16 protein-coding genes are annotated in these 13,560 nt (G+C 51.0%); 12 read left to right on the top strand and 4 right to left on the bottom strand.

What is annotated here, in order from left to right; all coding sequences use genetic code 11:
• Positions 1-321: 321 nt before the first annotated feature.
• From J2S20_RS05700 to J2S20_RS05750, 11 genes are all read left to right on the top strand, one after another.
• On the top strand, positions 322-1,869 hold the full coding sequence (locus tag J2S20_RS05700) for a phosphohexomutase domain-containing protein (RefSeq protein ID WP_106612688.1): 1,548 nt from the start codon (positions 322-324) through the stop codon (positions 1,867-1,869).
• Between the two features lie 323 nt (positions 1,870-2,192).
• On the top strand, positions 2,193-2,471 hold the full coding sequence (locus J2S20_RS05705) for a DUF2325 domain-containing protein (RefSeq protein WP_307254106.1): 279 nt from the start codon (positions 2,193-2,195) through the stop codon (positions 2,469-2,471).
• 1 nt (position 2,472) lies between these two features.
• Positions 2,473-3,063 carry a DUF3793 family protein gene (locus J2S20_RS05710; protein WP_106612686.1) on the top strand — a complete coding sequence of 197 codons (591 nt, stop codon included), beginning with the start codon at positions 2,473-2,475 and terminating at the stop codon, positions 3,061-3,063.
• 80 nt (positions 3,064-3,143) lie between these two features.
• Positions 3,144-3,566 carry a flavodoxin gene (locus J2S20_RS05715; RefSeq protein ID WP_106612685.1) on the top strand — a complete coding sequence of 141 codons (423 nt, stop codon included), beginning with the start codon at positions 3,144-3,146 and terminating at the stop codon, positions 3,564-3,566.
• Positions 3,567-3,801: 235 nt separating this feature from the next.
• A complete protein-coding gene (locus J2S20_RS05720; protein WP_307254109.1) occupies positions 3,802-4,023 on the top strand; it encodes a FeoA family protein in 222 nt (73 codons plus the stop codon).
• Between the two features lie 48 nt (positions 4,024-4,071).
• Complete coding sequence (locus tag J2S20_RS05725) at positions 4,072-4,293, top strand: FeoA family protein (protein WP_307254111.1); 222 nt, start codon at positions 4,072-4,074, stop codon at positions 4,291-4,293.
• 13 nt (positions 4,294-4,306) lie between these two features.
• The gene (feoB, locus tag J2S20_RS05730; RefSeq protein WP_307254114.1) at positions 4,307-6,460 is read left to right on the top strand and encodes a ferrous iron transport protein B; all 2,154 of its coding nucleotides are present in this window, start codon (positions 4,307-4,309) and stop codon (positions 6,458-6,460) included.
• Positions 6,461-6,503: 43 nt separating this feature from the next.
• Positions 6,504-6,728, top strand: a complete 225-nt coding sequence (locus tag J2S20_RS05735) for a hypothetical protein (RefSeq protein WP_307254116.1) — start codon at positions 6,504-6,506, stop codon at positions 6,726-6,728.
• A 47-nt stretch (positions 6,729-6,775) separates the two neighbouring features.
• Positions 6,776-7,030 carry a heavy-metal-associated domain-containing protein gene (locus J2S20_RS05740; protein WP_106612681.1) on the top strand — a complete coding sequence of 85 codons (255 nt, stop codon included), beginning with the start codon at positions 6,776-6,778 and terminating at the stop codon, positions 7,028-7,030.
• 168 nt (positions 7,031-7,198) lie between these two features.
• Positions 7,199-7,768, top strand: a complete 570-nt coding sequence (locus J2S20_RS05745; RefSeq protein WP_211292253.1) for a 5-formyltetrahydrofolate cyclo-ligase — start codon at positions 7,199-7,201, stop codon at positions 7,766-7,768.
• A gap of 10 nt (positions 7,769-7,778) precedes the next feature.
• Positions 7,779-8,447: a hypothetical protein gene (locus J2S20_RS05750; protein WP_307254120.1), complete on the top strand. Its 669-nt coding sequence runs from the start codon at positions 7,779-7,781 to the stop codon at positions 8,445-8,447.
• 119 nt (positions 8,448-8,566) lie between these two features.
• On the opposite strand, the gene J2S20_RS05755 is transcribed toward J2S20_RS05750, so the two are convergent.
• Positions 8,567-9,331 (bottom strand): hypothetical protein, encoded by a 765-nt coding sequence (locus J2S20_RS05755; protein ID WP_307254123.1) that lies wholly within the window; start codon positions 9,329-9,331, stop codon positions 8,567-8,569.
• Between the two features lie 90 nt (positions 9,332-9,421).
• On the opposite strand from J2S20_RS05755, the gene J2S20_RS05760 reads away from it, so the two are divergent.
• Positions 9,422-9,730, top strand: coding sequence for a hypothetical protein (locus tag J2S20_RS05760; RefSeq protein ID WP_106612678.1), 309 nt, complete (start codon positions 9,422-9,424; stop codon positions 9,728-9,730).
• Positions 9,731-9,905: 175 nt separating this feature from the next.
• Here J2S20_RS05760 and J2S20_RS05765 read toward each other — a convergent pair whose 3' ends face one another.
• The 3 genes from J2S20_RS05765 to J2S20_RS05775 are packed head-to-tail and all read right to left on the bottom strand — an operon-like array spanning position 9,906 to position 13,550.
• A complete protein-coding gene (locus J2S20_RS05765; RefSeq protein WP_307254126.1) occupies positions 9,906-12,254 on the bottom strand; it encodes a DUF6449 domain-containing protein in 2,349 nt (782 codons plus the stop codon).
• Positions 12,229-13,128 (bottom strand): ABC transporter ATP-binding protein, encoded by a 900-nt coding sequence (locus J2S20_RS05770; protein ID WP_106612676.1) that lies wholly within the window; start codon positions 13,126-13,128, stop codon positions 12,229-12,231. The genes J2S20_RS05765 and J2S20_RS05770 overlap by 26 nt, the downstream gene beginning before the upstream one ends.
• The gene (locus J2S20_RS05775; RefSeq protein ID WP_106612675.1) at positions 13,125-13,550 is read right to left on the bottom strand and encodes a GntR family transcriptional regulator; all 426 of its coding nucleotides are present in this window, start codon (positions 13,548-13,550) and stop codon (positions 13,125-13,127) included. The genes J2S20_RS05770 and J2S20_RS05775 overlap by 4 nt, the downstream gene beginning before the upstream one ends.
• Positions 13,551-13,560 lie beyond the last annotated feature (10 nt).

Raw genomic sequence — 13,560 nt, forward strand, 5'->3', positions numbered from 1 at the left:
TAGGGCAGAGGTGTAAGCGTAGCGATACGTTCAGCTGACTGTCACTAATCGGTCGAGGGTTTAACCAAAAGGTCGAGTAGGTAGAGGTAGGAAACGGAAGATGTAAGGTAGACTGCGGAAGCAGGGATTAGATTTCGGATGAATTGGGATAAATGTTCTGTGTGTGGTTTTCAGGGTGTGATATTTTTTATAAGTGAGAAAGTGGAAGTGATTGCTTGATAGCAGTCACTTTTTTTAGGCTTTCTTTTTGGGTCGCAAAAGGGAAAGGGCTGTATTATACTGATAAATAAGAGCTTCAGGAATGCAGACGGAGGAAGAAAAATGAAATTTGAGAGATTTTTTCAGGCAGTAAAGAATGGAAATGATGTGCGTGGAGTAGTCCTCGAGACGGAGAAGGAGGCACGTACTTTCTCTCCTGAGCTGGCAGCGTATATTGCAAGAGCGTTTACAGATTTTCTTGCGTGCAAATTGGGCAAGGAGAGCTCTGAGCTTAGAATTGCGGTGGGGCACGACAGTCGAATTACCGCAGGAGATATGAAAAAGGAGTGTTTTCATGGCCTGTCTGTATCAGAGGTCTTTGACTGTGGGATGATTACGACCCCTGCGATGTTTCAGTCTACACTTCTTCCTGAAAGCCATTTTGATGGAGCGATCATGCTGACTGCGAGCCATCTTCCATTCAATCGGAATGGTATGAAGTTTTTTACAGAGAACGGAGCGCTCTCTTCGACAGAGCTTAAGGAAATTCTTCAGATTGCGGCGGAACTTTCGGAGCGGTGGGGAGAGGCAGATGCAGATTGTCTGGTGACAGCGGCCCGACTTCCGATCGGAGCATTTACCGCGCAGACTTTTGATATGAAAGCAATTTATGCCGCGCATATGAAGCAGATTATCTGTGCGGAGGTGCAGGCGGAGGACTTCCTGCACCCGTTGTCGGGGCTCCATATCGTCGTGGATGCTGGAAATGGTGCCTCCGGTTTCTTTGCAACGGAGATTCTCAAGCCGCTGGGGGCGGACATCAGTGGCAGTGTTTATCTGGAACCAGACGGACATTTCCCGAATCATGTGCCAAATCCGGAGGATGGAGAGGCTATGCGTGCCGCCAGAGAGATGGTGCTCTCTGCGGGAGCGGATCTCGGGGTTATTTTTGACTGTGATGGTGACCGCGCAGCAGTGGTGTTTGAGGATGGGACAGAGGTGAATCGCAATACTCTGATTGCATTGCTTGCCGTTATTGTTGCAGAGAACCATCCGGGTTCCTGGATTGTTACAGATTCTGTCACCTCTGATGAGCTCGCTGATTTTCTGACGAATGGGCTGGGGCTTAAACATCTGCGCTTCAAGCGTGGCTATAAAAATGTGATTGATCGGGGAATAGAGCTGAATCGCAGTGGAGAGTGCTGTGAGCTTGCGATTGAGACTTCGGGGCATGGTGCATTTCGTGAAAATCATTTTTCGGATGATGGGGCCTATATTGCGGTGAAGATCATCTGTCACATGGCACGGCTCCTGCGCGAGAACAAAAAGATCAGCAGTCTGATTGCAGGACTTGGGCAGCCTGCGGAGTCTGCTGAACTTCGCTTTAAAATTAAGGCGGAAGATTTCAAAGTCTATGGAGAAAACGTGCTGAATGCCTTCAGGAACTTTGCGGAACGGGATGTCCGCTTCCATATTGTCAAGCCTAATTATGAAGGGATTCGCATTGCTTTTCAAGATGAGGAGGTGCAGGGGTGGCTGCTGCTCAGAATGTCTCTGCATGATCCGGTGATGCCGATGAATATAGAGGCAGAGAGCGCTGGAGGAGTCGCGGTGATCAGAGAGAGAATACGTCCCTTTTTCAGCAAATACACAGAACTGGAATTGAAGTAAATAGTGAAACAGATTATAATTCCGCTTCAAGGCTGTAGAATGTAAAGGCTCAGGACAAGGCAAAGGCTTTGTATGCTTTGTCCTGCAACTTTTCTTATGAGTGAGAGGCGAAGGAATTGAGGCACCTTATGGACTTTATTTTAGATATAGATTATTATAAATATCTTCTCTGAGGACTTGACAGAACACAGAAATGTGGTATCTTTATATTGTTAGTTTGAACTAATTATGTTTATGCCTGACAAAACTCCTTCAGGCATTTTTTACCTTGAAATAGTTAGAAAATGCTAACCATCACAGATCGACACCGGGAGGTAAACACGATGAGCGTAGTGATAATCGGAGGAAACGAATGTATGGAGCGCCAGTATTGCGAGCTCTGCTCAAAGCATGGCTGCAAGGCGAAGGTTTTCTGTAAGTTTAAGGGAGGAATGCGGGACAGAATTGGCAAGCCGGATCTCATGATTCTCTTTACGCACACGGTATCGCATAAGATGGTTCAGTATGCGTTGAACAATGCTGGGGATTCCACAAGAGTTGTGCGCTCACACACGAGTTCTATGGCCTCACTCAAGGAAATTCTGGCGGAGCATGTCGCCTGATATGTCAGATCAGTTTATAGTGGAGCGCTGTTCGCCGACGCTTGCCGGGCTGAAAACAGGGAGTCTGTTTCCAGTGGAATACAGTGACAGGGCTGAGATAAACCGGGAGATACGTGATCTGAACAGAACGCTTGCCCTTAAAGGGCTTCGGGCAATTCCGGTTCGCTACACAGAGCGCTTTGTTCTGATTTATCTGTATCGTCCGGATTATCTTAAGCGTGATTTGGAACAGAAGGAAGCGGAGGAGATACTTCGCGAGCTGGGATATTCCTGCGGGAGTACCAACCGCTGCGTGGCAGAGCTGGAGCGGCAGATGAAGAAGCGGGAGACATTTCCGCATGAGATCGGTCTCTTTCTGGGCTATCCGCCGGAAGATGTGCGGGGGTTCATGCGCGACTCACGCCGCGGCTGCAAATGCATTGGTTACTGGAAGGTATATGGCGATGTAGAGCGAGCGGAGAAGACCTTTCAGAAATACAGGAAGTGCACAAGGGTATACGCGGATTGCGTACGAAGAGGAAGTCCGCTCTCTCAGCTGATCGTACAGACGGACAGAAGCGGCAGAGAGAACGGAAGAGAAGTTCAGAAATAAAGCTGTAAAAGAGCTATGTGCGGAGCGCTGGAAGCCTCCGAATCATATAGAAGAAAAGAGTAGAAAGGGATTAGAACATTATGAGTAAGGTAGCAGTGGTATTTTGGAGCGGAACCGGGAACACACAGGCTATGGCAGAGGCTGTCGAGGAAGGTGCAAGAAAGCAGGGGGCGGATGTCTCTGTCTATGGGCCGAACGATTTTACGGCGGATATGGTCGCAGAGTTTGACGCAATCGCATTTGGCTGCCCATCTATGGGAGCGGAGGTTCTGGAGGAGACGGAGTTCGAGCCTATGTTCACAGCAGTTGAGGGCTCTCTCAGTGGGAAGAAGATTGCGCTCTTTGGCTCTTGGGGCTGGGGCGGCGGTGCATGGATGACCGACTGGGAAGCGCGCTGCCAGGAGGATGGAGCGGTTCTCGCCTGCCCGAGCGCGATGTGCCAGGAGGCGCCGGATGATGCTGCGCTGGAGGAGTGCAGAAGCCTTGGTGCAGCACTTGCCTGAGTGCTTCCATTCTTTTATAGAAAAACCTCGATTTTTGTTCTGAATTAAAAAATAGTTTTTCTGATCACTCAGGCCTGAGAGCTGTTCTCAGGTCTGGGTTTGTTGTATTAAATATAGATTGGCCATTGACAAATTGGTTTGCGAAGGCTAGACTCTTATGCGTAATTAGAAAGTTCTAATAATACTTTGCGCAAAGTAACGGAAGTTAATGTTGCTTGCAGAGCAGGAGGAATTCATGCTGCCGCTTTCATTATCCGCTAATGGAGATATTGTGACTGTGATCAGAGTCGGAGGAAACGCAGAGGGAAAGAAGCATCTGGAGGATCTCGGTTTTGTTGCGGGCAGTCGCGTCACGGTGATTTCGTCCCATCAGGGGAATATTATTGTAAATATCAAGGATTCCAGGCTGGCGATTACAAGTCAGATGGCAGAGAAAATTATGGTGCAGCCTGCGTGAGCGGCGGCGCTGTATATTTGAACAGACAGAGTCAGGAGGGGAGAGAGGATGAAGACACTCAGAGATATTCCGGTTGGAAGCACTGCTACGGTGGTTAAAATTCACGGAAGCGGTGCGCTGAAGCGCCGCATCATGGATATGGGGATTACAAAGGGAATTCAGATTTATGTCCGTAAAGTAGCTCCGCTGGGAGATCCGGTGGAGATCACAGTGCGTGGCTATGAGCTGTCTCTTAGAAAAGAGGACGCGGATATACTGGAGATGGAGTGATACGGAGGTAGAAATGAGAATCAAGATAGCACTTGCAGGCAATCCAAACTGTGGAAAGACAACACTTTTCAATGATTTGACCGGTAGTTCTCAGTATGTGGGAAACTGGCCTGGTGTCACAGTGGAGAAGAAAGAGGGAAGACTGAAGAAACATAAGGATGTCATTATTCAGGATCTCCCCGGTATATACTCCCTGAGCCCCTACACCATGGAAGAACTGGTATCCCGGAATTATCTGGTAGAGGATAAGCCGGATGTGATTTTGAATATCGTGGACGGAACCAATATCGAGCGAAATCTTTACCTCACCACACAGCTGCTTGAGATCGGACTGCCCATGGTGCTCGCAGTCAACATGATGGATCTTGTTAAAAAGAATGGTGACAAAATTGATCTTCAGAAGCTCGGTGAGGAACTGGGATGTCCGGTTGTAGAGATGAGTGCGCTGAAGGGCGAGGCTACCGCCGCGGCTGCAGAGCTCTGCCTTACCGTTGCGCAGCAGAAGAACCATGCGAAACTCCCACATACCTACACCGGCAGTGTTGAACATGCGCTGGCACACATTGAGGAATCAATCCAAGCCCTAGTGGATCCGGTGAATCTGCGCTGGTATGCAATCAAGATCTTTGAGCGCGATGAGAAGGCGATAGAGAAGATAGCGCTCGGTGCAGAGCTGAAGGAACATCTGGAGCAGCATATTCAGGACTGCGAGAAGGAGATGGATGATGATGCGGAGAGCATTATCACCAATCAGCGTTATCTCTATATTCAGAAGGTTGTCGGTGATTCTGTGGTAAAGAAGAGCCGGGGCGGTGAGCTGACTATTTCAGATAAGATAGATCGCATTGTGACGAACCGTGTACTGGCACTTCCGATCTTTGCTTTTATCATGTGGCTTGTCTATTACATATCTGTCACGACAATAGGGACCGCGATGACAGACTGGACCAATGATACTCTTTTTGGGGATTGGATTCCCAATGCTGTCACGGGGGCACTGGAGAGTGCCGGTGTGGCAGGATGGCTGCAGAGCCTGATTGTGGACGGCGTTATTGGCGGAGTTGGTACGGTGCTTGGCTTCGTGCCGCAGATGGTGGTGCTGTTTCTCTGCCTCTCCATTCTTGAAGACTCGGGCTATATGGCGCGTGTCGCCTTTATTATGGATCGCGTGTTCCGCAGATTTGGTCTCTCCGGAAAGTCCTTTATCCCGATGCTGATCGGTACGGGCTGTGGTGTTCCGGCGATTATGGCGTCCCGCACAATCGAGAATGAGAAGGATCGCCGCATGACGATTATCCTCTCGACCTTCCTGCCCTGCGGTGCGAAGATGGAGATCGTTGCGATGATGACCCTGGTCTTCTTCCCGGGAAGTCAGTTTGTAGCTCCGGGGATGTATTTTCTTGGGCTCGCAATTGTGATTCTTGGTGGTATCGCACTGAAGAAGATGCACTACTTTGCAGGAGATCCGGCGCCCTTTGTCATGGAGCTTCCGGCCTATCACATTCCCTCTGCGAAGGGCGTGCTGATTCATGTCTGGGAGAGATCAAAGGCTTTCATTATCAAGGCCGGTACAATTATTTTCGCAGTGTGTGTGATTCTCTGGTTCCTCATGAACTTTGATTTTTCTTTGCATTATCTGGACGGGGATCTGGATGCCAGTATCCTGCGTTATCTGGGCGAGGGCATGGCAGTGTTCTTTGCGCCTCTGGGACTTGGAAGCTGGCAGGCAGCAGTTGCTTCTGTCACTGCGGAGCTCGCAAAGGAGCAGGCCACAGCGACTCTCGGTATGCTGGCACATGCGGCCAGTGAGGAGGAGGTTGATGTTGCAGCGGCAATCTTCCGTATGTTTGGTGGAAGCAAGCTGGCTGGTATGAGTTTCCTGCTCTTCAATATTTTTGATGCGCCCTGTCTTGTGGCCATTGCGACGGCCTTCCGAGAGATGGGAGAGAGCAAGTGGGGATGGATTACGTTCGCCTTTCAGATGGGGGTGGGATACGGACTGGCACTCTGCACCTATCAAATTGGAATGTTTGTAAGCGGAAATGGATTTAACCTGTGGACAGCTGTGGCCATTGCACTGGTGCTCATGGTGATGTTCTTTGTCCTCAGACCCGCACCAAAGTATGAGAAGCTCTCAAATATCAGTGCCGTCGATGCGAGGGCATGAGTCAGAGCTGCGGTGCGTGCAGAGCTGAAAAGGAGAGTTCATGATGAATACAGCTACAATCCTTGTTTTTATGCTTCTGCTGCTTCTCTTTGTGCTGGCGCTGCGCTACAGCATGTCCCATGGCTCCTGTGAGGCCTGTGGGGGATCTTGCGGGAGCAGTGCAGGCGCTGAGGCGGGGCACAGCTGCGCGGCGGGCGGCTGCAAAAATTGTGCGCATCTGGCGGAGGAAATGCAGGAAGTGCCGGAGCGTTTCCGCATAAAGCAGTGAGAGCTGCCTGAGCCTCACATTCAGGCTTTGGATGGGAGCGGATAGATATGATTAAAAATATTATCAAAATAGAGGGCATGGCCTGCGGGATGTGTGAGGCACATGTGTGCGATGCGATTAGAAAGGCATTTCCTGACGCAAAGAAGGTCAGCGCCTCGCATGGAAGAAGGGAAGCAAGCTTTCTTTCAGAGGGGGCCGTAGATGCGGAGCTGCTGAAGCAGCTGATCAACGAAACAGGCTATCACTATATTTCTGCTTCTGCGGAGCCGTATAAAAAGAAGGGATTTTTTGGATTTCTGTAAAGCTTTGTGAATTGGGGAGATGGAGGAAATAAGCTTCGCAAGGGCTGTGATTTACAGAGTGGTTCATGTTATACTGGATGCGATTCATGCGGCGGAAGGGCTGTATGAATCGCATCTGTTTGCTTTACAGAAAAGAGTGCTCTATTGAATGAGGAGAAAGCGTTTATTATGATGAAGGAAGAAAAGAAGAAGCTCCGGAAGGAGGTGCTGGAGCGGATTCATGCGCTGCCTGAAACCTATTGTACAGAGGCAGATGCCGGAATACTCCGTCAGGTGACGGACATGCCGGAGTACCGCGCAGCCGGAACCGTGTTCTGTTATGTTGGAATGGATCAGGAAATAGATACAAAGCCGATTATCACCCGTATGTTAGCGGACGGAAAACGCGTGGCAGTGCCCCGCTGTGTGGGACGGGGTGTCATGAACGCCTATGAGATCCATACGCTCTCCGTGCTGGAGCCGGGCATGATGGGGATACTTGAACCGCCGACCAGCTGTACACTTGTAGAGCCGGAGGAACTCCAACTGGTACTGGTTCCCTGTGTGACCTGTACAGCGCGCGGCGAGCGGCTGGGTTACGGCGGAGGTTTTTATGATCGCTATCTTGAAAAGACCTCAGCCTTCCGGGCTATACTGGTTCGCAGCAGGGTGATGGAAGAGGCAGTCCCTATGGAGGAGCATGATCTTTGTATGGATGCAGTAATTACGGAGCTTGGCAGGATAAACTGCCGAAGATAAAGGAGGAATGATGGAGAGCAGATTTGATCTTTCACAGGCAAGTGCCGAGCTAGCAGAGGAAGTGAGAGGAGAGAAAAGCATTGATCTGGATGCCATGGTATCCAAGCTCATTCCCTATGGTCTGTACAGAAAGGCACAGGTAGACGTGGCCAATATCTTCTTCGAAGATGCGAGAAGAGATTTTATGATTGCAGAGGCGGAGGAAGGACTCGGAAGGGCGCTCGCAGATCGAGAGGTGCGGGAGCTCATAATTGCAGCTATCGGAATGTCCCTGGGGCAGGAGGCGGAAATAGATGTCTGCTACGCCTCAGAGCTCTCTGCGGCGGCCTGTGTCAGACTGATGAGCGATGACTGGGAGGAGAGCTGTGAGGATCTTGTGAGCGGCGCGTGCCGCGATGTGGAACAGCTGCCGCTGGTAGATATTTATGCTTGCTATGAGGGAGATGACGGGGCTTTTTATGATGAAATTCCGGAGGAGGCAGAGCCGGAGGACTTCCGGGAGCTGACCGCTGCAGATATTTTCTTCTGCGAGGGAGCGGAGCCGGACTACATTGAGGAAATTCTGGAGGTCATGTCTGTGCCGGAGCATCACTCCTACGACTATCTTGTACCGGAGCTCATGCTTTCTGATGATGAGGACGGAGAGATGGAGATGGCAGAGGAAGAGGAGCTCCTGTAAGATTGGTTTTTTGTCTGTCCGCGCCCGCAGCAGCATTGCTCACTGATTGGGCGCGGATAGAAACAGATATGGCAGATGTGTGTGGTTGATCTGCAGAGAAAGAAACAGTGCGCGAGTGCTCAGAGCTCCAGCGCAGGAAGCTGTTTCAGCTGCTCAGAGTAAGCGGAGAGGGTGTCAATATCCGCGTCCTCACCCTCACAATAGTAGAGACAGCCGCCCTCGTAGCCGCAGAGACCGCCCGCAGCCATGATCTCTGCATCAACATCAAAGAGTTCGGGAAAGGCATCCAGTTCCGTATAGGGGGTTCCGGTACTGGGATAGATGCGCAGGCCTGTAGCCTGAGGGGCATTTACAAAGTCGGCGATTTCACCGATCGGAAGAGGCACGCGCTTCTCAACACTGACGGGATGTATGAGCGTCGCGCGCTTACCGATGACAGCAGCTTCAATCGGGATGATAGTGCCTCCCTGTGGGTGTCCTATGAGAATGCCGGCGGTATCTGTCTCAAGATGGACTGCATTTGCACCCTTAAAGATTAGGTCGTCCGGCCCCAGCTCGTCGGAGATATCAAAGATGGTTTTTTCAGGAAGCAGTTCTCCCTTTCGAATGATGAGATCATATTTCTGGGCGGCTCTGATGGCCGGACTTGCCGGCCGAAGAATGCCGCGGTGGAAGCTTCCCTTATCGATGCCCTCCAGTCCCAGCTTTTCGCAGAGGGCTTCAGCGAGATAGCTGTTCGTTGTTCCCATGATAACGACGACTGTGTGTTCTCTCGCAGCAGCGAGGATATCCTCACGTGAAGCGAGAGCATCTGCGATCAGTTTTTTACCCTGATTCGGACTCAGATACAGCTGGATAGATTTCATGCCGGATTCCTTTCTCATCAGAATAATGAATAGACTACGACAACCTGCCTTGTTGCTCATTGCAGCATAAGTATACCGCAAAAGTGAGGGAGGGTACAGATAGACACTATGGTCATTGATCGCAGTTTTTTTTACAGTCTGGAGCATTATGAGTACGGAGAAGCTTTTTACGGAAGTTATCGCTCTGTCTGCTACAGATTGGGTATAGAACCGCTGGAAAATGTACACTGGACGCCGGTTGATAAGCGGGAAGTGCACAGTCTTCGCGCCTACGTCTGGCCCGGCCCCTTTGCCTTCAGCGAAACGCAGGAGGAGAAGGAATTTCAGGACTTCCCATATACTGCCGAGGGACTGGATGCTGCAGTGGCCTGGATTGATGCACACTGTGAGGGAGCGGGAGAGCTGAAGCTTCTGTGAGGGGAGACAGTACTGCGCCATCATATCAAATGTAGAAGAGACAAATACAGCGAGTCAGATTTCTGATCTGTGAACTGTCCCCGATTTTCATACTGAAAATGAAATCAAATATCCGGGGGCTGTGCATGATACAGAGTTCTGACTCGCTGTTTGTATGCTGTAAAGGGAAGCTCTATCAGTACTGATTGTTGCCGTAGCTGTTTATATCGTCAGAGGTAATGTGGAAGTACTTCTTTACGAAGCCGGGCAGCTCTCTGCTGCGGAAGCTCAGCTCATAGCCGAGCGCCTCTCCGTAGGGGCGCAGCGCCTTGCTCTCCTGCTTCAGCTCAATGCGTATACTGATCGCGCCGAATTTAGAGTTCAGATTGTTTGTGCAGTTCAGAGACCAGAGGGCAGCACTGTCCAGTATCTCCTGAATCTGTTCCGGATCCGTAACAATCAGATTTTTAGGTCTTACATTCCTCTCGGAGTCTGCCAAACCTTCATCCTCAGAGGTGGCAGCCGCGCGTGGTGCCTCGGCGTCCGCCGCCTCCTGCGGAGTGTCGGAGGGTCCGTACTCAACCACTGTTTCATCGCTGCGGTTGTCCTCCAGTGTGATGGAGGCGATAGCATCCACGCTGAGCTGCGGATTAAGATTTACACCGCAGCGCTCGAGGAGGACCAGAGTCTCCTGGAAGGAGGGATAGACAGGATAGTACTGCACACGGTTGAAGGAATCTATGTCAGCGTCCTTTGCACGAATGGCATCTGCCATTGCCTGAAATTCGTGCGACTTGAACTGGATGCAGGCGATTGGATCCTCGTGTCGCTGTGTGTCTGCGCTGAGCGCCATCAGTTCTCTCTGGTAGCTTGTGAGGAGCTGCTCCTTCATGCTTTCGTCCGACAGCGGCACGTGCGCACATCCGTCAATATCCTCATAATTGATGCCGGAGATATCGGCCGCCGCAGCTGAGAGCACGGGGTATATGGCTTTTTTGTAATTTTCGTCCTCCAGCACCTGATCCATGGAATTTCGGACAGCGCTCAGATTCATGTAGTAGTAGCGAAATACCCTGCGCCCATTCTTCAGATGCCAGCAGATCAGAACCTCACCGTGGAGATCCTGCGGTCCGCCGCTCTCAGGCAGCAGACTGTCTTCCTTGTAATAGACAGGATCCGCATACCTTTTGTCCCGAAGGCTTAAGTTGTACTGGATGCCCTGTTTGGCAAGCTCCAGTACGGGAGCGGCATTCGTAAGAGCCATAGAAGTTACAATAGCCTCCTCGTTGTGATTCCGCACAACGACGGGGTAGAGATCGTTTCCGCTTCCGTTCAGCTGGATTTCATTCTGATACTGATACAGGTTTGGTTCCAGTGTCTGGCTCAGCACGCCGACAGATTCGACCTGATCCTCCTTGGGAAGATAGCTGTCGTATCCCATGAGATCGAAGCGAAATACGGCTATGATCGCGAGCGACGCCAGCGTACAGAAGAGCAGCTGCAGCTTATGAGAGAAGAGTCTCTTAAAGTCAAAGTGATAGATAATCTCAATCAGGCAGTGGGTGATGATCGCGCCGCAGAGCAATCCAAAGAGCGCAAAAAGATCAGAGCGCAGCGCAGTTACAGCTACCATTGCGCCGAATATACCGGCGGGGATGACAATCAGGCAGCGTATCGGCGCTTCTGTCATATGGAAGGCCATCGCGTGACCGGCGGACTCAGATTTTCTCTTCTTATACAGCAGCAGTGCAAGCAGCAGCAGAATGACCGCAGCAGCGAGAGCAACGGCGGCGCGGCTTTCGGCCGGAGTATCCGTCATATCAAGCGTCCACAGGAAGGGAGAGCTGCGCTGGATTGCCGGGAGCAGGAGAGAGGAGTTATCGTAGTAGCTGTTCAGCCAGGTGGCGTGAAGCCACTGCGAGAGGGTAATGACGGCGGGACCCCAAAAAGTTAGTACCGAGAAACCGAGCAGGCAGACCAGAAGATGTCCGGTCAGCATGACAGAGACTGTCATGGTTGCATAGAGCAGAAGAAAATATGCCATATGCATGATATATCCTGCCATGGCGGCGGAGAAACAGCCGCTGTATCCGGAATAAATCTGCGTGATTGCAGCTGAGAGCAGGGCCATCAGCAGATAGGAGATGCCTGTGATCAGGATGCTGTTTACATTTACTACAGAGAACAGCAGAGTTCTGCTGATGGGAAGACTGTGATAAAAATCTGTTTGTTTGATGCTCTGCAGGTAGGAAAAGCCGGAGCTTGCCATGACCACAGAAAAGCAGAGCATAAAAAAGCTCATCGCACTGTTTTCTGCGGAGTGCCAGTCGAGAAAGCTGTTGTAGAGCTTCTCCCTGGCCATCAGCAGTGCAGTTTGCGGGTCCATGCCGTAGGCAAAATTTGCGGGATTCAGTTCCACTGCAGCAGTCAGGGCAGAGGCTACCGGAAAAAGGAAGAAGAATACCAGAAGCGAGAGGGCGATCGACCAGACGCGCCGCTTCAGATTTTCTCTGGTGAGATTAAAGTATAAGCTTTTTAATGTCATAGCCGTTCACCTCCGTTTCACTGATAAAGATCTCTTCAAGTGTCAGCGGAACCAGCTCGAAGAAGATGGTCTCATAGCCGCGCATCTTTAGAAGAATCTCCTCCTCTGTGCCGCGCACTGTGAGGGTCAGAACACTGCCGCGCTGCTCGGAGAGGACAATATCCAGATCCTTTAAGTCCTCTTTTGTGAGTCCCTCCTTCAGGACACACTGCAGGCGGTGAATATTCAGTTTCATCTCCTCAAGATCACGGGAGAAGAGTATGCCGCCCCGGTGCAGGAGCCCGACGTGGTCGCAGATGTCCTCCAGCTCGCGCAGATTGTGGGAGGCAATAATCGGGGTTAGTCCCCGCTCTGCCATGTCGTTTGCGAACAGTCCCTTTACGGTCTGCCGCATGACCGGATCCAGTCCGTCGAAGGTCTCATCGCAGAACAGGTACTTTGTTCGTGCCGAGAGGCCGAGTATTACAGACAGCTGCTTCTTCATGCCCTTTGAGAAGCTGTTGATTCTTCGTTTTCCGGAGAGGGCAAAGCCGTCCATGAGCTGCAGGTAGCGCTGCGTATCAAAGCTCGGATAGAAGCTTCGGTAAAAATACATCATATCCTCCGGCGTTGCATTGGAGAAGAAGTGCTGATCATCTGATATATAGAAGAAACGTTCCCGCAGAGAGGGATTTAAGTAAACATTTTCGCCGTCGAGCAGCAACTCGCCTTCGTCCGGCTTCAGTATACCGGCAGCGGTCTTTAAAAAGGTACTCTTTCCTGATCCGTTTGTACCGATGAGTCCAAAGACACTGCCTTCATGGATTTCCGCATTGATATGATCCAGGGCTGTGATATCGTCGAAGCGCTTGGTGAGTTCTCTGGCTGTTATCATTGCTTACCTCCTGCCATGTCAGCTGCTGCCGCAGAGTCTGTGCGGGTACCATGATGTGCAGCGTCCTCGTAAAGTTTTTGCGAATATGAGACGAATTCGTTCTCCCGTATTCCCGCAGTTTTTGCCCTCCTTACCAGCTCGAAGAGCTCCAGAAAGATGGCTTCCCGTTTGCCTGCCTGGATTTTCTGCATATCTGAGACAAAGCTTCCGCGCCCTTTGACAGAGTAGATATAGCCCTGACGTTCCAGCTCGATATAGGCGCGCTGTACGGTGTTCGGATTAATTGAGAGCTCCGTCGCGAGGGTGCGGACGGAGGGCAGAGGATCGTCCTGTTTCAGGATGGCCCGTGCCATGAGATCTGAGAGCTTGTCCACGATCTGCTCGTAGATGGGTCTTCGATCCCGTTGGTCTATGAATATCATTGCGTCCTCC

Origin of the sequence: Moryella indoligenes (assembly GCF_030812885.1) — a bacterium.
GTDB classification, from domain to species: Bacteria; Bacillota; Clostridia; order Lachnospirales; family Lachnospiraceae; genus Moryella; species Moryella indoligenes.

What these genes read in the sequence shown, in the direction of transcription:
- J2S20_RS05760 (WP_106612678.1), top strand. Translation starts at nt 9,422, where the DNA reads ATGGTCATTGATCGCAGTTTTTTTTACAGTCTGGAGCATTATGAGTAC.
- J2S20_RS05705 (WP_307254106.1), top strand. Translation starts at nt 2,193, where the DNA reads ATGAGCGTAGTGATAATCGGAGGAAACGAATGTATGGAGCGCCAGTAT.
- J2S20_RS05700 (WP_106612688.1), top strand. Translation starts at nt 322, where the DNA reads ATGAAATTTGAGAGATTTTTTCAGGCAGTAAAGAATGGAAATGATGTG.
- J2S20_RS05725 (WP_307254111.1), top strand. Translation starts at nt 4,072, where the DNA reads ATGAAGACACTCAGAGATATTCCGGTTGGAAGCACTGCTACGGTGGTT.
- J2S20_RS05715 (WP_106612685.1), top strand. Translation starts at nt 3,144, where the DNA reads ATGAGTAAGGTAGCAGTGGTATTTTGGAGCGGAACCGGGAACACACAG.
- J2S20_RS05710 (WP_106612686.1), top strand. Translation starts at nt 2,473, where the DNA reads ATGTCAGATCAGTTTATAGTGGAGCGCTGTTCGCCGACGCTTGCCGGG.
- J2S20_RS05755 (WP_307254123.1), bottom strand. Translation starts at nt 9,331, where the DNA reads ATGAGAAAGGAATCCGGCATGAAATCTATCCAGCTGTATCTGAGTCCG.
- feoB (WP_307254114.1), top strand. Translation starts at nt 4,307, where the DNA reads ATGAGAATCAAGATAGCACTTGCAGGCAATCCAAACTGTGGAAAGACA.
- J2S20_RS05745 (WP_211292253.1), top strand. Translation starts at nt 7,199, where the DNA reads ATGATGAAGGAAGAAAAGAAGAAGCTCCGGAAGGAGGTGCTGGAGCGG.
- J2S20_RS05720 (WP_307254109.1), top strand. Translation starts at nt 3,802, where the DNA reads ATGCTGCCGCTTTCATTATCCGCTAATGGAGATATTGTGACTGTGATC.
- J2S20_RS05735 (WP_307254116.1), top strand. Translation starts at nt 6,504, where the DNA reads ATGAATACAGCTACAATCCTTGTTTTTATGCTTCTGCTGCTTCTCTTT.
- J2S20_RS05765 (WP_307254126.1), bottom strand. Translation starts at nt 12,254, where the DNA reads ATGACATTAAAAAGCTTATACTTTAATCTCACCAGAGAAAATCTGAAG.
- J2S20_RS05770 (WP_106612676.1), bottom strand. Translation starts at nt 13,128, where the DNA reads ATGATAACAGCCAGAGAACTCACCAAGCGCTTCGACGATATCACAGCC.
- J2S20_RS05750 (WP_307254120.1), top strand. Translation starts at nt 7,779, where the DNA reads ATGGAGAGCAGATTTGATCTTTCACAGGCAAGTGCCGAGCTAGCAGAG.
- J2S20_RS05740 (WP_106612681.1), top strand. Translation starts at nt 6,776, where the DNA reads ATGATTAAAAATATTATCAAAATAGAGGGCATGGCCTGCGGGATGTGT.
- J2S20_RS05775 (WP_106612675.1), bottom strand. Translation starts at nt 13,550, where the DNA reads ATGATATTCATAGACCAACGGGATCGAAGACCCATCTACGAGCAGATC.